The 19,351-nt window shown below is 44.4% G+C and carries 18 protein-coding genes and 1 rRNA gene; 14 read left to right on the forward strand and 5 right to left on the reverse strand.

What is annotated here, in order from left to right:
* Nucleotides 1–166 precede the first annotated feature (166 nt).
* Entirely contained in the window at nucleotides 167–2,698 is a 2,532-nt protein-coding gene (mrcA, locus tag AAC854_RS16865; RefSeq protein ID WP_340618139.1) for a peptidoglycan glycosyltransferase/peptidoglycan DD-transpeptidase MrcA, read from the reverse strand.
* A gap of 238 nt (nucleotides 2,699–2,936) precedes the next feature.
* On the opposite strand from mrcA, the gene pilM reads away from it, so the two are divergent.
* The 11 genes from pilM (at nucleotide 2,937) to trpS (ending at nucleotide 12,661) form a co-directional block, all read left to right on the forward strand.
* Nucleotides 2,937–3,770 (forward strand): pilus assembly protein PilM, encoded by an 834-nt coding sequence (gene pilM, locus AAC854_RS16870; RefSeq protein ID WP_340618140.1) that lies wholly within the window; start codon nucleotides 2,937–2,939, stop codon nucleotides 3,768–3,770.
* Nucleotides 3,767–4,318, forward strand: coding sequence for a PilN domain-containing protein (locus AAC854_RS16875; protein WP_340618141.1), 552 nt, complete (start codon nucleotides 3,767–3,769; stop codon nucleotides 4,316–4,318). The genes pilM and AAC854_RS16875 overlap by 4 nt, the downstream gene beginning before the upstream one ends.
* On the forward strand, nucleotides 4,308–4,895 hold the full coding sequence (locus AAC854_RS16880; protein WP_340618142.1) for a hypothetical protein: 588 nt from the start codon (nucleotides 4,308–4,310) through the stop codon (nucleotides 4,893–4,895). Before AAC854_RS16875 ends, AAC854_RS16880 begins: the two co-directional genes overlap by 11 nt.
* Nucleotides 4,892–5,971, forward strand: coding sequence for a secretin N-terminal domain-containing protein (locus AAC854_RS16885; protein WP_340618143.1), 1,080 nt, complete (start codon nucleotides 4,892–4,894; stop codon nucleotides 5,969–5,971). Before AAC854_RS16880 ends, AAC854_RS16885 begins: the two co-directional genes overlap by 4 nt.
* Before the next feature lie 392 nt (nucleotides 5,972–6,363).
* Nucleotides 6,364–6,885, forward strand: a complete 522-nt coding sequence (gene aroK / locus AAC854_RS16890) for a shikimate kinase AroK (protein WP_038237472.1) — start codon at nucleotides 6,364–6,366, stop codon at nucleotides 6,883–6,885.
* 45 nt (nucleotides 6,886–6,930) lie between these two features.
* Nucleotides 6,931–8,028, forward strand: coding sequence for a 3-dehydroquinate synthase (gene aroB, locus AAC854_RS16895; RefSeq protein ID WP_340618144.1), 1,098 nt, complete (start codon nucleotides 6,931–6,933; stop codon nucleotides 8,026–8,028).
* A 263-nt stretch (nucleotides 8,029–8,291) separates the two neighbouring features.
* On the forward strand, nucleotides 8,292–9,263 hold the full coding sequence (locus AAC854_RS16900) for an SPOR domain-containing protein (RefSeq protein WP_340618145.1): 972 nt from the start codon (nucleotides 8,292–8,294) through the stop codon (nucleotides 9,261–9,263).
* A gap of 85 nt (nucleotides 9,264–9,348) precedes the next feature.
* Entirely contained in the window at nucleotides 9,349–10,167 is an 819-nt protein-coding gene (dam, locus tag AAC854_RS16905; protein WP_340618146.1) for an adenine-specific DNA-methyltransferase, read from the forward strand.
* Nucleotides 10,168–10,225: 58 nt separating this feature from the next.
* Complete coding sequence (rpe, locus tag AAC854_RS16910; protein ID WP_340618147.1) at nucleotides 10,226–10,903, forward strand: ribulose-phosphate 3-epimerase; 678 nt, start codon at nucleotides 10,226–10,228, stop codon at nucleotides 10,901–10,903.
* A complete protein-coding gene (locus tag AAC854_RS16915) occupies nucleotides 10,900–11,622 on the forward strand; it encodes a phosphoglycolate phosphatase (RefSeq protein ID WP_340618148.1) in 723 nt (240 codons plus the stop codon). The genes rpe and AAC854_RS16915 overlap by 4 nt, the downstream gene beginning before the upstream one ends.
* A gap of 4 nt (nucleotides 11,623–11,626) precedes the next feature.
* Entirely contained in the window at nucleotides 11,627–12,661 is a 1,035-nt protein-coding gene (trpS, locus tag AAC854_RS16920; protein WP_340618149.1) for a tryptophan--tRNA ligase, read from the forward strand.
* Between the two features lie 88 nt (nucleotides 12,662–12,749).
* On the opposite strand, the gene yiiM is transcribed toward trpS, so the two are convergent.
* From yiiM to sodA, 3 genes are all read right to left on the reverse strand, one after another.
* Nucleotides 12,750–13,421 carry a 6-hydroxyaminopurine reductase gene (gene yiiM, locus AAC854_RS16925; RefSeq protein ID WP_340618150.1) on the reverse strand — a complete coding sequence of 224 codons (672 nt, stop codon included), beginning with the start codon at nucleotides 13,419–13,421 and terminating at the stop codon, nucleotides 12,750–12,752.
* 102 nt (nucleotides 13,422–13,523) lie between these two features.
* Nucleotides 13,524–13,937 carry an Exc2 family lipoprotein gene (locus tag AAC854_RS16930; RefSeq protein ID WP_340618151.1) on the reverse strand — a complete coding sequence of 138 codons (414 nt, stop codon included), beginning with the start codon at nucleotides 13,935–13,937 and terminating at the stop codon, nucleotides 13,524–13,526.
* Nucleotides 13,938–14,059: 122 nt separating this feature from the next.
* Nucleotides 14,060–14,686, reverse strand: coding sequence for a superoxide dismutase [Mn] (gene sodA, locus AAC854_RS16935; RefSeq protein ID WP_340618152.1), 627 nt, complete (start codon nucleotides 14,684–14,686; stop codon nucleotides 14,060–14,062).
* Nucleotides 14,687–15,058: 372 nt separating this feature from the next.
* Here sodA and acs point away from each other — a divergent pair, with 372 nt between their 5' ends.
* The 3 genes from acs (at nucleotide 15,059) to actP (ending at nucleotide 19,153) form a co-directional block, all read left to right on the forward strand.
* Nucleotides 15,059–17,014 (forward strand): acetate--CoA ligase, encoded by a 1,956-nt coding sequence (gene acs, locus AAC854_RS16940; RefSeq protein ID WP_340618153.1) that lies wholly within the window; start codon nucleotides 15,059–15,061, stop codon nucleotides 17,012–17,014.
* A gap of 169 nt (nucleotides 17,015–17,183) precedes the next feature.
* Nucleotides 17,184–17,495, forward strand: coding sequence for a DUF485 domain-containing protein (locus tag AAC854_RS16945; protein ID WP_340618154.1), 312 nt, complete (start codon nucleotides 17,184–17,186; stop codon nucleotides 17,493–17,495).
* Nucleotides 17,492–19,153, forward strand: a complete 1,662-nt coding sequence (gene actP, locus AAC854_RS16950) for a cation/acetate symporter ActP (RefSeq protein WP_340618155.1) — start codon at nucleotides 17,492–17,494, stop codon at nucleotides 19,151–19,153. The genes AAC854_RS16945 and actP overlap by 4 nt, the downstream gene beginning before the upstream one ends.
* A gap of 95 nt (nucleotides 19,154–19,248) precedes the next feature.
* Here the strand turns inward: actP and rrf are convergent.
* Nucleotides 19,249–19,351, reverse strand: a 5S ribosomal RNA gene (rrf, locus tag AAC854_RS16955); the annotation flags it as partial.

Consider the following 19,351-nt stretch of genomic DNA (forward strand, 5'->3'; position numbering starts at 1 on the left):
CCAGACCGCAAGGTGTTTTAACAAATCAAAAGGGGTTTTTATAGCAGACTTATAGCTGTAAGCTCTACGGAACCCCCAGCCAAGCTGGGGGTTTTCTATATACAATAAAAAGCCCTGTCAGAAAACTGACAGGGCTTTTTCGTTATCTTTACTGCCTCAGAATCAATCAGAACAACTCATGGCTTTCACCATGTTCAGTGACTGTCGTTCCCACATCCGGTACAGCATATTCCGTCGGTTGTGTCCCCTCGATGAAATATTCTTTACGGGTATTCCCGCCACCGTTGGGTAACTTTCCTGTCACCCGATCAATCGTGACAGAGACAATACCGGCAGGCGGCTCCATCATTTTCTCAGGAACGCCTTCCAGCGCGGCTTTCATGAAATCATCCCAGATGGGTTGTGCTGTTTTCGCGCCACCTTCCCCTTTTAAGACAGGAGTGCGTCCCAAACTTCTACTGTGTTCATCGAAACCAATCCAAGCCGTCGCGACCATATCCGGGCCATAACCGGAGAACCATGCATCTTTCGAGCTATTCGTCGTTCCCGTTTTACCGCCAATATCACGGCGCTTCAAATCACGGGCAGCACGCCAGCCTGTTCCCATCCAACCCGGTTCACCAAATATATTGGTGTTCAAAGCATCGTGGATCAGAAACGCGAGCGGTGTACTGATAACGTGAGGGGCATACTGCTGGTCATCCACACTAGCATTGGCCGACACACTTTCGAGATCCGGTTGAGGGGGTAATGCCGAGTTTTGCGGAACATAGGAGTGAGCCACATTCTCAATCGAATCTTCGGACAATTCGATGGAACGTGCTGTATCCCCATAAATCACCGGAATGTTTTCGCATTGCGGACAGGCAATTTTAGGCTTGGCTTCAAATAACACTTTTCCTTCATCATTTTCAATTTTGCTGATGAAGTAAGGATCAACCAAATAACCACCATTCGCCATCACCGCATAGCCACGTACCAATTGCATCGGGGTAAAAGAAGGCGATCCCAACGCTAAGGATTCTGTACGTACAACGTTTTCACCCGGCAAACCAAAACGCTTCAAATAATCAGCCGCATAATCGACACCCATTGCGCGCATGGCTCGAACCATAACCACGTTTTTGGATTGGCCCAATCCCTGACGCAGACGAATCGGCCCATCGTAAGTCGGAGGTGAGTTTTTCGGACGCCAATCTGTCCCCGCCCCCGCATCCCAACGGCTGATAGGTGCATCATTCAGGAGTGATGATAATGTCAGTCCCTTATCCATCGCGGCGGTATACAGGAATGGCTTAATATTAGAACCGACCTGACGCAGTGATTGTGTCACCCGGTTAAATTTACTCAGCTCAAAATCAAATCCACCCACCAGCGCTTCTACCGCACCGTTTATCGGGTTGATGGAAACCAATGCGGCATTGACATCAGGGAGCTGCGCCAACCACCATATGTCGTTGACTTTTCTCACCCAAATCTGCTCACCTGCCCGAATGACCTCATTGACGCTACGAGGTGTAGCGCCTTGCAGGCTGTCAGTTTTGAACGGACGAGCCCAACGAACCCCCGCCATAGTCAACTCAACTTTACTGCCATCCACCAGCATCGCTTCCGCCTGATTGGCGTTGGATGTTGTGACAACCGCCGATATCAGGGGGCCGTATTTGGGCAAGGTTTTCAGCTTATCGATAATCTGCGCTTGGCTCCATGCCGGTTGGCTGCTTTTCCATAACACTTCCTGCGCACCGCGATAACCATGACGAATATCGTAATCAATCACATTGGAACGAACAGCATCAACAGCCGCCAATTGGGTCTTGCGCGTAATAGTGGTGTAAACCTTATAGCCATCGGTATAAGCATTTTCGCCATAACGATTGATCATTTCCTGACGTGCCATTTCAGTCAGGTAGGGCGCAGAGAAAACAATCTGTGGAGCGTGATAACGGGCGACCAGTTTTTCTGCTCTGGCTTCGTCATACTGACGTCGGGTGATATATCCCTCTTCCAGCATCCGCCCCAGCACCACATTACGGCGGTTGACGGCCCGATTGTAGGAGTAAAGCGGATTAAGCGTTGAAGGCGCCTTCGGCAATCCGGCAATCATCGCCATTTCACTCAACGTCAACTCATTAACATTCTTGCCAAAATAGACGTGAGCAGCAGCCCCGACCCCATAAGCACGATAACCGAGATAGAGCTTATTGAGATATAACTCAAGGATTTCATCCTTCGTCAATAATTGTTCAATCTTAATTGCCAGAAATGCTTCTTTCGCCTTACGTATCAGTGTCTTCTCCGGGCTGAGGAAAAAGTTTCTCGCAAGCTGCTGAGTGATAGTACTCGCCCCTTGGGAAGCGTGACCCGAAGCCATTACAACGGAAACCGCTCGGATAACCCCGATAGGGTCAACACCGTGGTGCTCATAAAAACGACTATCTTCCGTGGCAATAAACGCTTTCACCATTAGAGGAGGCATTTCGGATAGGGTAAGAGGCAGACGGCGTTTTTCACCATATTGGGCTATCAATTCGCCATCAGCACTGAACACCTGCATAGGTGTCTGTAACCGGACATCCTTCAAAGTCGCGACATCAGGTAACTGCGGCTCGATATATTTGTATAAACCAAAAATCGAGGCAGTTCCCAATAAAATGCAAACAACGATAAGGATCAAAAAATACTTTATGAACTTCACCTGAAATTTCTCACGCCATGTTAATCGGGCAGTTTATAAACGATTAGTACGTAGTATAAAAGGCAGTACGTTGTTGTATAAAAGGCTTAGTAGAAAGGACTTAGTATAAAGGCTATACAACACCATGGATATGACCTTTCATTAATACGGTTGTCATAAATAACGACTTTCATGAACGACCGCTTTGCTTTTAATAGTAGGTAACTAGTAGATAAATAGCAGATAAGGAGATCTCTACATGTACCCATCTAAATGGTATATCGGACTGGATATCCAGGATCATTACATTCGTGCTCTTGCAGCCACTAAACGTCGTGATGGCTGGCAACTTCGACATTGCTGGCAATATCGCCTATCGAACGAAATTATCTCAGGAGGACGGCTGCAACATCCTGAAAAGTTGCTTCGTATTTTAATGCAATGGAGACAAATATTACCTAAAAAGATCAAATTGAGATTAGCTCTCCCTGTTCAGCAAACCTTACAGCGGCAGATAGCCTTACCCAGCCATACTGTATTGCAGGAGCCAGAACTTGGCTGGTTTGTGCACGCCAACGCCGGAAAACAATTTCCTGTCAGCGATCTTGCATTGGACTACCGGGTTCATGGTCAGCAGGTTTGCATCAGTGCTACCCGCCAAAAAGATCTCAACCTCTGGCTGAATTTATTTGCAGATATCAATTTGCCCCTTGATGCGATTGATATTTCTCCCTGTGCGTTACGTTATGTTGCCAAATGCGCCGGTGTTCCTGACAACAGTTGGCTGGTTCACAAACGCACGACAGATTGGCTATGGGTCGCTCCCGCCAATCACCCTTTTAGCTACGGGCTGGTGACGTCACAATCTCATCCCCATCTCACTCAAATCATCAGCCAGCTACCCATGACACCAGAAACTGAAGGTTATGCAGTTTATTACAGTGATGAGGAGCAACCGATATCAGTACCACCAGAGGGTGCTAATTTCTGGCAAATTTTGGCGGCATTTCGCCATTATCACCCCCCATTACCGGAGCAAATCAACGCATTCACCATTGCCGCAGGTTTGGCGCTCAGGCCGGATGACCAATGATACATCAAATCAATTTTTTACCTTGGCGACAAAAAAGGCTAAAGCGCAAATGTCAGGCATGGGGCTTATTACTCTGCTTGCAACTCAGTGTATGGGCAACGGTTTTAGTGTTCATTTCTGCTCAGAAAACAAACCAACTTGAACAATATCACGGGAAATTAACGGAAATTAGGCATCAATTTGCTCAATTACGGCAAATTATTCAAGAAACAGAGCAAGCGGTGATTCACCATAACCAACTGACGCAACAATTAAGGAAAAAACAGATGTTCACGGAACAGAACCAACGGTATTTGCAGTTATTTCGACAACTTCCCCATGTATTACCAGAAAAAAGCTGGCTCACTGCATTTAGCGACGACAGTGGACAGTTAATTTTTACTGCTCACAGCCAAAACTACACGGATATCTCCGATTTGCTGGATAACCTGACAGACAACACTGAACTTATCAATGTACAGCTAAAAAAAATGACCACAACTGAGGATCATCTTAAAACCGTTACTATTGATGCAGATTGGCTGACAGGAGAATCCAATGGGAAATAACTACCTTGAATGGTTTCACCGGCCTGCGTGGCTGTTGGTTCTCTTACAGCAATTGTTCACCCTTCCATTACTATTGGGGTTCTATTTTCTTGTTTGGCAGGAAAATCAGTATGAAATTGATACCCTGCAAAACAATATTACGGAACAACAACACAGTACGAGGCTATCTCAACAGCAATTGACTGAATTGCCGCCCCTGTCTGATATTCAACAGAAAATCCAGAGGACAACCGCGGAGCTCGGCCAGGATAATCAAATTCCCCCTAAACACACTACTGTGCTCAAACGACTGCATTCGCCACTCATTCACTCAGGCAGTCAATTAATTGAATGGAAAACGCACAAAGAAAACAATCAAGTTTTCTGGCATATCATGCTGTCGCTGAATTATGTTCAATTTCTCCATTTCCTGAATGAAATTCAGCAATTACAGCCACCGTTATTGATCAAACATCTCACGATTACGCCTGCCGATGACTGGCTGACCGTCCGCATGGTTTTGTCAGATATTCCCCTGCCGGAAATGACTCTGCCAAACAGGATAAAAACAGCTCCTGTCCATGAGGAAAAATCATGAACAGCAATGCTTTTATCCTGCTAGCCTTCCTGCTGTTACCCACTTTCAGTTTTTGTTTAGAAAACAGCGCAGAGGAAGAACCAACTTTCGAAATGTCAGTGAGAAACCCATTCTTGCCCCCCATAACCCCAAAGGAGGATGATACTGATTTTTCTTTGGTCGAACATAATGAACAAGAACAGGAGATAGAATATCAAGCAATAGCCCTACAATATGCCGATGCAGGGCAGATTGCAGAACAATTACAGAAAAATCTTCCGGCCCTGCTGACAAAATGGGGGAAGGTTGAACACGATCCTTTAACCAATAGTTTGATATTAGAAGATAAGTTTGATGCTATTACCCGTATCAAAAATTGGCTGAAAGAAGTCGATACCCCAAAACAGCAAGTACAGATTACTGCTCATATTGTTACCAGCAGCAGGGAAGCTCTGCATGAACTTGGCATTCATTGGGGTATGATCGCAGATCCACTGAATCGCTCAATGGGTCTAAATCGCTTGAATCTACACCAACCCGCAGGTATTCAGCGCCATCGATTAGTACTGAATACTGCCCGCATCCACTCAAGCCTGTTGGAAATGGAGCTGAGCGCACTGGAACAAGAAAACCAGCTCGATATCATTGCCAGCCCGCGGCTGACCGCCTCACATCAACAGCCCGCCAGTATCAAACAAGGTTCAGACATTCCTTATGTTGTTCAACATAAGGGAAAAACAACGATTCAATTCAAAGAAGCGGTATTAGGCATGGAAGTTACCCCACATATTTTAAGGCAGGGGAAAATTCGACTGGCATTGAAAATCAGCCAGAATGCGCCCGGCTTTCCCATAAATCAGGGAGGAAATGAAAATCTGGCCATTGATAAACAAGAAATTATGACTCAAGTTACGGTCAGAGACGGGGAAACCTTGATTCTGGGCGGGATTTTTCAACAGAAAAAAGGCGCAAACCTGCAAAAAGTCCCCTACTTATCAGAAATTCCTCTACTAGGTTCATTATTTAACCAAAAAGGAGAACAACACAGCCGAAGAGAACTCGTAATTTTTATTACACCTCAACTGAGCGATATTTAACCAAATAAAAAATATTCATTTTAAATCAAATGATTAATAAAAGTAATTGTGCTTTTTTTGTCAGTTAGCCGGCCATTTTTCTTGGTATGACCTGTTTATGGATTTGACGCTGAGAGTAATTTAGCATACAAGGATTAACTAATTGAGTGAGCAGGTCTAACATCACAAGCCAGGGTCTATATATACTAGACTCTCAATCAACCCGCAAAGCATGAGCCAGATAACAGAGACTCGTGCCAGATTTATATAGTTGCAATACAGGTTGATGTGCTGAGATAATTTTCCTATCTGATCTCACATTATCACTCATGAGGTTTCAGTTTAGGTCCCGCGGCTAATCTGATTGGCGGGGCGGGTTATCATTAACAAATAGTCTTAGTAATACCAAAAACATGGCAGAGAAACGCAATATCTTTCTGGTTGGGCCTATGGGTGCCGGCAAAAGCACTATTGGTCGTCAGTTAGCTCAGCAACTCAATATGGAGTTTTACGACTCTGATCAAGAAATTGAGCGACGTACCGGAGCTGACGTGGGCTGGGTATTTGATGTGGAAGGCGAAGAAGGCTTCCGCGACCGCGAAGAAAAAATAATTAACGAACTGACTGAAAAACAAGGCATCGTATTGGCTACCGGAGGGGGTTCCGTTAAATCAAAAGAAACCCGCAATCGCCTGTCTGCCCGTGGTGTGGTCGTCTATTTAGAAACAACCATCGAAAAACAGTTAGCTCGTACCCAGCGCGATAAAAAACGCCCTTTACTTCAGGTTGATGCACCAGCACGAGAAGTTTTAGAAAATTTGGCTGATGAGCGCAATCCTCTTTACGAGGAAATTGCTGACGTGACTATTCGTACGGATGAGCAAAGCGCCAAAGTCGTCGCTAACCAAATCATTGAATTACTGGAAAAAAACTGATTATAGCGAGTCCGCACGGCGGCAAGCGATAAGGCAAAAGCTGATATGGAACAAGTGACTGTTACGTTAGGTGAAAGAAGCTACCCAATTACCATAGCCGAAGGGCTATTTTCTGACAATGAGGCGTTCAAGCCCCTGCAAGCCGGCCAGCAAGTCATGATAGTGACTAATGAAACGCTTGCTCCCCTGTATCTTGAACAGGTGAAATCCACATTGCAGAGAATGGATCTTCGGGTAAATGAAGTTATCTTGCCTGACGGTGAGCAGTACAAATCACTTTTTGTGCTTAATGACATCTTTTCCGCCCTGCTGGAAAATAATCATGGTCGTGACACAACGCTTATCGCTCTCGGTGGTGGTGTAATCGGTGATATGACGGGATTTGCCGCAGCCAGCTATCAACGCGGCGCTCGTTTTATCCAAATACCCACCACGCTACTTTCTCAGGTTGACTCCTCTGTCGGTGGAAAAACAGGAGTCAACCACCCCCTCGGCAAAAACATGATAGGGACTTTTTACCAGCCTGTATCTGTTGTTATCGATCTCAATTGTTTGAAAACACTGCCCGCCCAAGAGTTGTATTCAGGTCTGGGTGAAGTCATTAAATACGGCGTCGTTCTGGATGGCGAATTCTTTCGTTGGCTTGAAGATAATATTGAGAAATTATTGGCTCTCGATAATCAATCAATGGCTTATTGCATTCGTCGCTGCTGTGAACTCAAAGCGTTAGTCGTAGCGGCAGATGAACAAGAGCGCAATGGAATGCGGGCGCTGTTAAACCTCGGCCATACCTTTGGACATGCGATTGAAGCTGAAATGGGTTATGGCGTCTGGCTACATGGTCAGGCGGTTGCTGCCGGCATGGTGATGGCAGCACGGGCATCTGAACTTGTCGGCACATTCTCAAAACAAGAGACCCAGCGCATTATCCGTTTGCTTGAACGGGCAAAATTACCGATCAGCGGCCCTGCCGAAATGTCTCCTGATGCCTACCTTCCTCACATGATGCGTGATAAAAAAGTCTCCGCTGGAAAACTACATCTCGTACTACCCACTGCTATTGGGGAGACGAAACTTCGCTCTGATATTGGGCAGGAAGTGATACTGAATGCCATTCGCCTATGTCAGCCATCCACCAGCTAATTCCACGATTTTATCCATAAATTTCAATTTGCAGCTCAGCAGTGAGTGAAAGTCACTGTCAAAGCAGCAAATTGGAAGATGAAGGGAATATCGGGATGGGGCAAAATTCTCTCTGAGAATAAAAGCTGAATGATGAATCATCCTCTAGCTGTTATGCTATAAGATAGTTACATTATCAGACAGAACTTTATCGGTTTTAGTTAGGTCAGACTGCCAAACCTCTTAAATAACAATTGGCAGTATTATCTCTGTCGGGAGGGCATATGGACGAATTAAAATCAGAAAACAAACAACAAACAGAAAACGAATTTAAGCCTGATACGTCTGATCGCAGCCCTCAGCGATCCAGAAAACAATCTAATCAACCCAAACTGGCTGTATCCCGTCAGCAAATGATGATTGGTGTTGGTATTCTGGTACTTTTGCTTCTTATTATTGCTATCAGTTCTGCATTAAAATCACCCACTGAACATGAAAAGCAGCAATCTTCAGATGCAACTGAAAAGAGTATCAATCTTTCTGGGTCTTCTTCACTTTCCCCTGACACTCAAGGTAGTGAACAGCCTGAAGATAAAGTCCCCTCAGCCAATGAATCCTCAATCAATGGCCCTCGTGAAATCAGCCCACCGCCAGTGAGTAGTACTCCAAGTAAAGATCTTGCTCCAGCAACCGGAACGGGTGGCTACAACCAGCGTATAGAATTGCCCGGTGACATCACTGATGCTTTGAATCAGCAGCAAAGCAACATTAATAACTCAGTACAAAAAAACCTGACGCCACCACAGGTCAAACCAACCGCTACTCCGCCTGTTGAACAGAAAAAAATGGAGAAAATGACTCCTCCTAAAATAGAAAATAAGGGAAGAGAGGAAAGCCAGTCTAAGGCAGCGACTAAACCTATTACGGGCAATAATCAGGCTACCCACAATAATCACGTCAATACAAAAAGTGCAGGTGGTGACTTACTAAAAGCCCCGGCAAACCGATTCACTCTCCAACTGAGCAGCGCGAGCCGCTCCGATACCTTGATTGCTTTCGCGAAAAAACATAACCTTAATAATTACAAGGTTTATGAAACCAAACGTGACGGTAAGGCATGGTTTATCTTGATTCATGGTAACTACGGTTCGGTTTCTGATGCTAAAATCGCCATTTCCTCACTCCCTGCGGAAGTTCAGGCTAAAAAACCGTGGGTCAGAAAACTACAACAGGTTCAGCAAGATCTGAAAAGATAAAACTATTTTGATTAGGCGCTGATATGCTGTCCTAAACAGAGTACAATCGGCGGCTCTGAAATTATTGAATAACTAATTTGACGGCATGAAAAAAAAACGCGCTTTCTTAAAATGGGCCGGTGGAAAATACCCCTTGGTGGATGATATTAAACGTCATCTGCCAGAGGGCGATTGCTTGATTGAGCCATTTGTTGGCGCAGGCTCGGTATTCCTGAATACCGATTATGATTCTTACAGTTTGTCAGATATCAATAGTGATCTGATCAATCTGTACGACACCGTAAAATCTCGTGCGGATGAGTTTATTAATCATGCCCGTCCATTATTTTCATCGGAATTCAACACCTCCGAAAACTTCTATCGCCTGAGAGAAGAGTTCAACAAAAGCAAAGATCCCTTTCGCCGCAGTATGTTGTTTCTTTACCTCAACCGACACTGCTATAACGGCCTTTGCCGGTATAACTCACGGGGTGAGTTTAACGTTCCTTTCGGGCGCTATAAAAAACCATATTTTCCTGAAAATGAGCTTTACTGGTTTGCCGAAAAGTCCCAGAAGGCGACTTTTATCTGCCAACATTACGAAGTCGCACTAAACAACGCGCCAAAAGGTTCGGTGATTTATTGTGATCCCCCGTATGCGCCACTTTCGGCTACGGCTAATTTTACAGCCTACCATACAAATAGCTTTAACCTTCTTGATCAGGAAAATCTGGCACGCATCGCCTATTATCTCTCGTCTCAACAAGGCATTCCGGTACTCATTTCCAATCACGACACGCCAATGACTCGAGATTGGTATCATCAGGCTTCCCTTTACATTGTTAAAGCCCGCCGGACAATCAGTAGAAATATTCTTGCCAGAAGTAAAGTTGATGAGCTTTTGGCATTATACTGCCAGAAATAAGTGAGGTTTCCTGTCCCTAAAATAACAGGGATAAAACAATGAATTGGAGAAGATAATAATGAAGAAAGACTTTCTGATCGCCCCATCCATTCTATCCGCAGATTTTGCCCGATTAGGTGAAGATACCGCTAAGGTTTTGGAAGCAGGCGCTGATGTTGTGCACTTTGATGTCATGGATAACCATTACGTGCCAAATTTGACTATTGGCCCAATGGTCTGTCAGGCGCTACGCGATTATGGTATCACCGCACCAATTGATGTTCACCTGATGGTAAAGCCGGTTGATCGCATTATCCCTGATTTTGCCAAGGCGGGTGCTACTTATATCACCTTCCATCCTGAAGCGAGCGAACATATCGATCGCACCCTACAACTCATCAAGGAGCATGGCTGTAAAGCTGGCTTGGTTTTCAATCCTGCTACGCCTCTCAGATACCTTGATTATGTGTTGGATAAACTGGATGTGATTCTCCTGATGTCTGTTAACCCAGGTTTCGGCGGTCAGTCTTTCATCCCTGAGACACTGAACAAACTACGTCAAGTACGCAAAATCATTGATGATAGCGGGTACGATATCCGTCTTGAAGTTGATGGTGGCATTAAGCCTAATAATATTGCCACGGCTGCGCAGGCTGGTGCTGATATGTTCGTTGCTGGCTCTGCTATTTTCAGCCAGCCGGATTATAAAACCGTTATTGATGAGATGCGTTGCGAATTATCAAAGGTAGCGTCATGACAAATAACGTTGTAGAAGGAATTCGTGCCATTGCATTTGATCTGGATGGCACACTGGTGGACAGTGCCAGCGGTCTGGCAGATGCGTTGGATCAAGCCCTGATTGCCAAGGGCTTGCCCGCTGCGGGCAAAGAGCGAGTTGCTATTTGGATAGGCAACGGGGCGGATGTCATGGTTGAACGCGCATTAAAATGGGCGGGTGTTGAACCTTCCCCTGAATTGCACCAAGAAACCCGCAAGCTATTTGATGCGTTTTATAAAACCAGCGTCACCACAGGCAGCCAACTGTTTCCTCATGTAAAAGAGACATTGGCAGAACTGGCAAAACACAATTTGCCGATGGCGATTGTCACTAATAAGCCCACTCCTTTTATTGCCCCATTGCTGGAATCATTGGGTATCAGTGAATACTTTTCATTGGTGTTAGGCGGTGATGATGTTAAAGAGAAGAAACCACATCCTGCACCGCTGTATCTAACAATGGGTATGTTTGGCCTACATAAAGAAGAATTGCTTTTTGTGGGTGATTCCCGTAATGATATTTTGGCAGCACAAGCAGCAGGCTGTCCTTGCGTTGGGTTGACCTATGGATATAACTACGGAGAATCTATAGCATTAAGCCAGCCAAATCATGTATTGGACCATTTTCCGGATCTACTTCCAACGATTGGACTATCCACTTTGAAACTATTATCCACTCAGAAAAGACAGGAAGCTTAATAAAATGAATGAACCCACTGTAATGAAATCGAACTCCCAAAAACCTATTGTATTCAGCGGTGCACAACCTTCCGGTGAATTGACCATCGGTAACTATATGGGGGCATTGCGTCAGTGGGTAAAAATGCAGGATGAATATGATTGCATCTACTGCATCGTTAACCAGCATGCCATTACCGTGCGCCAAGATCCCGATGAACTGAAAAAACGCACCTTGGATACGCTGGCGCTTTACCTTGCTTGTGGTATCGATCCAAAGAAAAGCACCATTTTTGTTCAGTCACATGTTCCACAACACACTCAATTGAGCTGGGTACTGAACTGCTACGCCTATTTCGGTGAACTCAGCCGTATGACTCAGTTTAAGGATAAATCTGCCCGCCATTCAGAAAACATTAATGCGGGCCTGTTTGATTATCCTGTTCTGATGGCTGCTGATATTTTGCTTTATCAGGCCAATCAGATCCCTGTGGGCATTGACCAGAAACAGCATCTTGAGTTGACCCGTGATTTGGCACTGCGTTTTAACGCTTTATATGGTGATATCTTCACTGTCCCAGAGCCATTCATTCCAAAAGAGGGCGCTCGCGTGATGGCATTGCAAGATCCGGGCAAGAAAATGTCGAAATCGGATGATAACAACGGTAACTTCATTGCACTGCTTGAAGATCCAAAATCTGTCGCCAAGAAAATCAAACGTGCCGTTACAGATTCTGAAGAGCCACCCTGTGTACGTTATGATCTGGAAAATAAACCTGGTGTTTCTAACTTGCTGGATATCCTTGCTGGCGTAACAGGCAAAACTATCCCTGAATTGGAAGCTGAGTTTGAAGGCAAAATGTATGGCCATTTAAAAGGAGCGGTTGCTGATGCCGTATGTGAAATGCTAACTGGCTTACAAGAGCGTTTCCATCATTTCCGTAATGATGAAGCATTGCTTAACCAAATCATGGCAGAAGGGGCAGCTAAGGCTCAGGCTCGTGCTCAGGCAACTCTGGATAAAGTTTATGAAGCAGTAGGGCTTATTGCTCATCCGTAATCATGTTATTCATCGCCAAAGGTGATCGATAGATCGCTTTTGGCTTTTTGCTAGAACTGATTCTCATAGGGCCATTAATTGAAAAAATTCATTTCCCAAATAAGCGACGATTAAAATCTTCAATTTTTCCATACAATATCCGTTGCTGCATCTTCAGGCTCCAACTTGCGGATAACCCCGCAGCTCTCATTAGACGTTGATACTCTTCTTCATCAAATGGACTATGGAAAGCAATGGAGATGGCTTCTTTAACAGAAATATCACTATTGTGGCTCAGCAATCTTATCGGTTCACTCGCACTGACAAAACCAGAAGAAATAACACGATATAGCCAACCACAATACCCACTGTCTTGCATAATGGCAGAAAAGTTATTAATTCCAGTAAGATGATTGAGTTTATAACAAGGAGCGCGGGGCTGTGTGACCTGAATCAAGGCTTCTCCCCACTGGAATATATCCCCGATATAAACATTCTCTTCCGTCATGCCTTCCGTAGATAAGTTTTCACCAGACAATGGTGGTGAGAATAATTCCGTTAATTCAGGAAATTGCCTTTTCCAAAAGAGATAATGTTCCAGAGGATAATGACAAAGCGCGCGATCAGGCCCGCCATGAAAACGGGTTTCTGCCTGTTCATCACCTTCCAGACCTAGAGAAGTAAGCTGTAAACGGCCATTTACCAGTAGCTTGTTAATTGCACTGGAACCCCATTTTTCGGAGGATGTTATTTTGCCTCTATATACCTGTAGGTGATACATTTCTATCCCTCCCCAATAGACGAGTATAAATATTACCCTGAGCGAATGAACGCGGCAAGCCTCACTTCAATTCACGATGGAGGGAGTTTTCCCCCCAGAGCGTTAATTCCGACCTTCGTAACCGTCTGTATAAGTGGCAGATATGGCTTCGGACATGGCCTTGAGCCATTTTGGTGAAGCGGTCTCGTTGTAAGCCTTGCCTGCAAACCATGATTTTCTATGAATAGAATTCAGAAACTCATCACTGTTGAAGTAACTTACACGTTTCTGCGCATCTTCCAGTGTCATTCCTGCTTCCCTGTCCTTTTTACCTAGTTGCCAGAACTGTTCAAAATAAGGTACAGAAAGCTGGATGCTATCGTATATTTTAGTACGGAAATTAGGATCAAAATCGTCGTTAGAAGCATAAACGAAATGCTTGGCATTGCGTTCAGCACTACTCTTTGGCTGTGAGCATCCGGCCATGAGAGAGGATATTATAAGGGTTGTTGCTATCATGACAGCGTTCTTTTTCATTATTGCATTGTGCCTTTAATCGTGAAGCAGAAAGGATACCAAATAATAAAGAAAAATTATGAATAATAAAAATGCTGATCACTGTAGTGACCAGCATTATCAAGAGAGGGATCTTTTAGCACTTATTTAATTTTTTCTTCGTAACGCCTTGCAGCCTCATCCCAGTTAACGACATGCCAGAACGCTTTAATGTAATCAGGACGACGGTTCTGATACTTCAGATAATAAGCGTGCTCCCACACATCCAAACCCGCAATCGGGTAACCAGAAGCACCTGCGATCTCTTCACCCATCAGCGGGCTATCCTGATTGGCCGTTGAAACAACAGCCAGTTTGCCGTCTTCTTTCAACACCAACCATGCCCAGCCAGAACCAAAACGCGTGGCTGCCGCTTGTTCAAATTTTTCTTTGAAGCTGTCGATACTTCCAAAGTCGCGCTCAATAGCCGCTTTCAAAACACCAGACAATTCAGTACCCAGTTTTAAGCCTTTCCAGAACAAGCTGTGGTTTGAGTGCCCACCTGCATTATTGCGAACAAAAGTACGCTTATCAGCAGGCACTTTATCAAGATGCTGGACTAGGTCGTCAATATCCAGCCCGCTTAATTCAGGGAAAGCCTCCAGAGCTGTATTCGTGTTAGTGACATAAGTCTGATGGTGCTTGGTATGATGAATTTCCATCGTTTGTTTATCGAAATGAGGCTCGAGCGCATCATAAGAGTAAGGCAGAGAAGGCAGTGAATAGCTCATGTCATATCTCCAGTTATTTAAAATATATAAAACTCACACTTTGTAGACAGGATGATTATTATAGTGAATTGAACAATAATGAAAATGATTATCAATTCCATGTATTCACTATGGTTTCCTTCTATAGGCTCGCGTTTCATACCAGAATTAAACTGAAAATCTAAACACAATCGACTTAATGAAATTTTTAACTACAGATATCACTGACAGCCTTACTTAATTTCACCCAATGACACTGCACTAAATGATCATTCCATGAAATTCATTCTCTTTATTGCGTGATCTTCCGCGCAAAAAAGAAACAAAAATTCTCCTTGCACTTTAGTTAACGTTGTTTTGACATAGTATTAACAATTGCAAGGAGATAAAAATATGACTCAAATAATCAAGCATCTTATTCCTGCTGATATTGCAGATACGGCCCTGATAAGCAAACAACAATATCGACAAGACTACCAATGGTCGCTACAAGACCCTGAAGGGTTTTGGGGTGAAAAAGGTAAAATAGTGGATTGGATAAGGCCCTACACTAAGGTCAAAAACACGTCTTTCGACCCAGGGCATATCAATATCCGCTGGTTTGAAGATGGAACACTGAATTTAAGTGCCAACTGTCTTGATCGCCATCTGGAAGAGCGTGGCGATCAAACCGCTATTATATGGGAAGGAGATAATCCAGCAGAATCCCGACACGTTACGTACCGCGAATTACATCATGATGTCTGCCAGTTCTCCAATGTGTTGAAAAAACTGGGCGTCAAAAAAGGCGATGTTGTTGCCATCTATATGCCTATGGTGCCAGAAGCCGCTGTTGCAATGCTGGCTTGTGCCCGTATAGGGGCAATCCACTCTGTGATTTTTGGTGGCTTTTCTCCGGATGCAATTTCAGGCAGAGTTATCGATTCTAATGCCAAGCTTGTTATTACCGCAGATGAAGGTTTGAGGGCTGGCCGTACTATTCCGTTGAAGAAAAATGTCGATGAGGCTCTGAGCAATCCTGCTGTGACGAGTGTCACTAATGTGGTCGTCTTCAGACGCACAGGAAATACCAGCAACTGGCATGACGGCCGTGATTTATGGTGGCATGAGCTTATCGAAAATATCAGTTCAGATTGTCCTGCTGAAGAGATGAATGCTGAAGATCCGTTATTCATCCTTTATACCTCTGGTTCAACAGGTAAGCCCAAAGGTGTTCTACACACAACCGGCGGTTATCTGGTCTATGCTTCTCTGACTTTCAAATACACGTTTGATTATCGTCCCGGAGAAATTTATTGGTGCACAGCCGATGTAGGATGGGTAACAGGGCATAGCTATCTGCTCTATGGCCCATTGTCCTGCGGTGCCACTACCTTGATGTTTGAAGGGGTTCCCAACTATCCCGATGTTAATCGACTCTGCCAGATCGTTGATAAGCATCAGGTTAATATTATTTATACTGCTCCAACCGCTATCCGGGCGTTGATGGCCGAAGGTGATAAAGCCATAGAAGGTACCAAACGTACATCATTACGTATCATGGGTTCTGTTGGTGAACCAATTAACCCGGAAGCATGGGAATGGTATTACCAAAAGATAGGCAATAGTAAGTGCCCTATCGTGGACACATGGTGGCAAACTGAAACCGGTGGATTCATGATTACGCCATTACCCGGCGCGACCGATCTCAAAGCAGGCTCTGCTACCCTGCCTTTTTTCGGCATCAGCCCGGCATTGGTCGATAATTCAGGGGAAATCTTAGAAGGAGAAAATGAAGGCAATCTCGTTATCACGGACTCCTGGCCTGCACAAGCACGTACTTTATTCGGCGATCATGAACGTTTCGAACAAACCTATTTTTCCACCTTTAAGGGAATGTATTTTAGTGGCGATGGTGCCCGACGTGATGAAGATGGCTATTACTGGATCACAGGCCGTGTCGATGATGTTCTGAATATTTCAGGTCATCGTTTGGGAACCGCAGAAATTGAATCAGCGTTGGTTGCATATCCCAAAATCGCTGAAGCGGCCGTTGTTGGTATTCCTCACCATATCAAAGGACAAGCTATTTACGCTTATGTCACGCTAATTCATGGTGAAGAACCTTCTCCAGAACTGTATACCGAAGTCAGAAATTGGGTTCGTAAAGAAATAGGCCCGATTGCAACACCCGATATTCTTCATTGGACGGATTCTCTCCCCAAAACGCGTTCCGGGAAGATCATGCGGCGTATTTTACGCAAAATTGCTTCTGGTGATACCAGTAACTTAGGAGATACCTCCACACTGGCTGATCCGGGCGTTGTTGAAAAACTACTGGAAGAAAAACAATCCATAAAGATGTCGTAAAACATATATGCCGCCGCAAGGCGGCTTGAATGACGTATCGCCAAAAGTACATAACTGCGCAGGGACGTGGCTAATAGTCATGAATTCTCTCGGAAACGGCTACCCTGCCTTTGGTATTCCATAATGTAACTTAAGGTGTGTCGTTTAAAATCAACAAGGAGATACTCTGATGAATAATGATATTTATCAAGAGATTGAAAATAATCCCCGCTTTAAGGAGTTGATTAAAAAGCGAGGACGTTTTGCCTGGTTGTTATCCATCATTATGTTAGTGCTTTATGTTGGTTTTATTTTCCTTATTGCCTTTGCACCTGAATGGCTTGGAACACCTCTCAATGAAAGCACGAGTATAACTCGCGGTATCCCCGTAGGTATTGGGATTATCTTTGCTTCTTTCATATTAACGGGGATTTATGTTGTGCGAGCGAATGGTGAATTCGATCGCCTGACATCCACTATTCTCAATGAGGTGAGAAAATGAAAAAAATTGTATTGTTAGCAATACCGCTATTTTCTTCCCTCTTTTCTATCTTAGCGCAAGCAGATGCCATTTCAGATAATGTAGAAAAACAACCCCTGAATATTCAAGCTATTGTCATGTTTATGTTATTCGTCGGGTTAACGCTTTTCATTACTTATTGGGCCTCAAAACGGACTATTTCACGCTCAGATTATTATACCGCCGGTGGGCGTATTACCGGTTTCCAAAATGGAATGGCGATAGCGGGTGACTATATGTCAGCAGCCTCTTTTCTGGGCATTTCTGCGCTAGTTTATACCTCCGGTTATGACGGGTTGATCTACTCCATAGGCTTCCTTGTTGGCTGGCCAATTATTCTCTTCCTCATTGCCGAACGATTAAGAAATTTAGGGCGTTACACCTTTGCAGATGTTGCTTCTTATCGATTAAAGCAACGTCCTATCCGCACGTTGTCCGCCATAGGTTCACTGGTTGTTGTCGCGTTATATCTGATAGCCCAGATGGTGGGGGCAGGAAAACTTATCGAATTGCTATTCGGATTGAACTACTACGTTGCGGTTGTTTTGGTCGGCATTCTAATGGTGCTTTATGTACTGTTTGGTGGGATGCTGGCAACAACATGGGTTCAGATTATCAAAGCAATCCTGCTGCTGGCAGGAGCAACATTTATGGCTCTGATGGTCATGAAAACAGTAAATTTCAATTTCAATGATCTGTTTAAAGAAGCCATTGCTGTACATTCTCTTGGTCCTGCAATCATGAGTCCCGGAGGATTGGTGTCTGATCCTATATCCACTCTCTCTTTAGGACTGGCATTAATGTTCGGTACCGCCGGGTTACCGCATATCATCATGCGATTTTTTACGGTTAATGATGCCAAAGAGGCCCGTAAAAGCGTTTTCTATGCCACTGGTTTTATTGGTTATTTTTATATACTAACGTTTATTATCGGGTTTGGTGCAATCTTATTGGTCAGTGCTAACCCTTCATTCAAAGATGAAACCGGTGCATTAATTGGTGGCACGAATATGGCTGCTGTCCATCTGGCAAGTGCCGTTGGCGGTGATTTCTTCCTTGGCTTTATCTCTGCTGTTGCTTTTGCCACTATTTTAGCTGTCGTTGCCGGATTAACGCTAGCCGGGGCCTCAGCGGTTTCCCATGATCTCTATGCCAATGTTATTAAACAGGGTCAGGCTAATGAACGTGATGAGCTGAGAGTGTCAAAAATTACTGTCGTTATTTTGGGTATCGTTGCTATCGGGTTGGGAGTTTTATTTGAAAAGCAAAATATAGCCTTTATGGTTGGCTTAGCTTTCTCCATTGCAGCAAGCTGCAATTTCCCCATTATTTTACTGTCGATGTACTGGAGCAAGCTGACAACACGAGGCGCTTTAGTTGGCGGTTGGCTGGGATTAATAACAGCCGTTGTATTAATGATCCTTGGCCCAACAATCTGGGTCAGTATTCTTGGCCATGAAAAGCCGATTTATCCTTATGAGTATCCTGCTCTATTTTCCATGTTCATAGCATTTATCGGGGCGTGGTTATTTTCGATCACTGATACATCGAAACAAGGCCAACAGGAAAGGGAAATGTTTCGTCGCCAGTTTATTCGTTCACAAACGGGGATTGGAATCGAGCAAGGAAAAACACATTAAGCTAACAGATTAAATTGATCTTAAAATACGAGATTTAATTTTCCCTAAATGCAAAAAAGCCATCCGGTTAAGGATGGCTTTTCTGGCTAATTGATGTCTGGCAGTGCCCTACTCTCACATGGGGAGACCCCACACTACCATCGGCGCTACGGCGTTTCACTGCTGAGTTCGGCATGGGGTCAGGTGGGACCACCGCGC

Source organism: Xenorhabdus entomophaga, from assembly GCF_037996725.1.
GTDB lineage: Bacteria > Pseudomonadota > Gammaproteobacteria > Enterobacterales > Enterobacteriaceae > Xenorhabdus > Xenorhabdus khoisanae.

What these genes read in the sequence shown, in the direction of transcription:
- pilM (WP_340618140.1), top strand. Translation starts at nt 2,937, where the DNA reads ATGTACCCATCTAAATGGTATATCGGACTGGATATCCAGGATCATTAC.
- sodA (WP_340618152.1), bottom strand. Translation starts at nt 14,686, where the DNA reads ATGAGCTATTCACTGCCTTCTCTGCCTTACTCTTATGATGCGCTCGAG.
- AAC854_RS16875 (WP_340618141.1), top strand. Translation starts at nt 3,767, where the DNA reads ATGATACATCAAATCAATTTTTTACCTTGGCGACAAAAAAGGCTAAAG.
- trpS (WP_340618149.1), top strand. Translation starts at nt 11,627, where the DNA reads ATGAATGAACCCACTGTAATGAAATCGAACTCCCAAAAACCTATTGTA.
- actP (WP_340618155.1), top strand. Translation starts at nt 17,492, where the DNA reads ATGAAAAAAATTGTATTGTTAGCAATACCGCTATTTTCTTCCCTCTTT.
- AAC854_RS16885 (WP_340618143.1), top strand. Translation starts at nt 4,892, where the DNA reads ATGAACAGCAATGCTTTTATCCTGCTAGCCTTCCTGCTGTTACCCACT.
- aroK (WP_038237472.1), top strand. Translation starts at nt 6,364, where the DNA reads ATGGCAGAGAAACGCAATATCTTTCTGGTTGGGCCTATGGGTGCCGGC.
- aroB (WP_340618144.1), top strand. Translation starts at nt 6,931, where the DNA reads ATGGAACAAGTGACTGTTACGTTAGGTGAAAGAAGCTACCCAATTACC.
- AAC854_RS16930 (WP_340618151.1), bottom strand. Translation starts at nt 13,937, where the DNA reads ATGAAAAAGAACGCTGTCATGATAGCAACAACCCTTATAATATCCTCT.
- AAC854_RS16945 (WP_340618154.1), top strand. Translation starts at nt 17,184, where the DNA reads ATGAATAATGATATTTATCAAGAGATTGAAAATAATCCCCGCTTTAAG.
- yiiM (WP_340618150.1), bottom strand. Translation starts at nt 13,421, where the DNA reads ATGTATCACCTACAGGTATATAGAGGCAAAATAACATCCTCCGAAAAA.
- acs (WP_340618153.1), top strand. Translation starts at nt 15,059, where the DNA reads ATGACTCAAATAATCAAGCATCTTATTCCTGCTGATATTGCAGATACG.
- AAC854_RS16880 (WP_340618142.1), top strand. Translation starts at nt 4,308, where the DNA reads ATGGGAAATAACTACCTTGAATGGTTTCACCGGCCTGCGTGGCTGTTG.
- AAC854_RS16915 (WP_340618148.1), top strand. Translation starts at nt 10,900, where the DNA reads ATGACAAATAACGTTGTAGAAGGAATTCGTGCCATTGCATTTGATCTG.
- dam (WP_340618146.1), top strand. Translation starts at nt 9,349, where the DNA reads ATGAAAAAAAAACGCGCTTTCTTAAAATGGGCCGGTGGAAAATACCCC.
- AAC854_RS16900 (WP_340618145.1), top strand. Translation starts at nt 8,292, where the DNA reads ATGGACGAATTAAAATCAGAAAACAAACAACAAACAGAAAACGAATTT.
- rpe (WP_340618147.1), top strand. Translation starts at nt 10,226, where the DNA reads ATGAAGAAAGACTTTCTGATCGCCCCATCCATTCTATCCGCAGATTTT.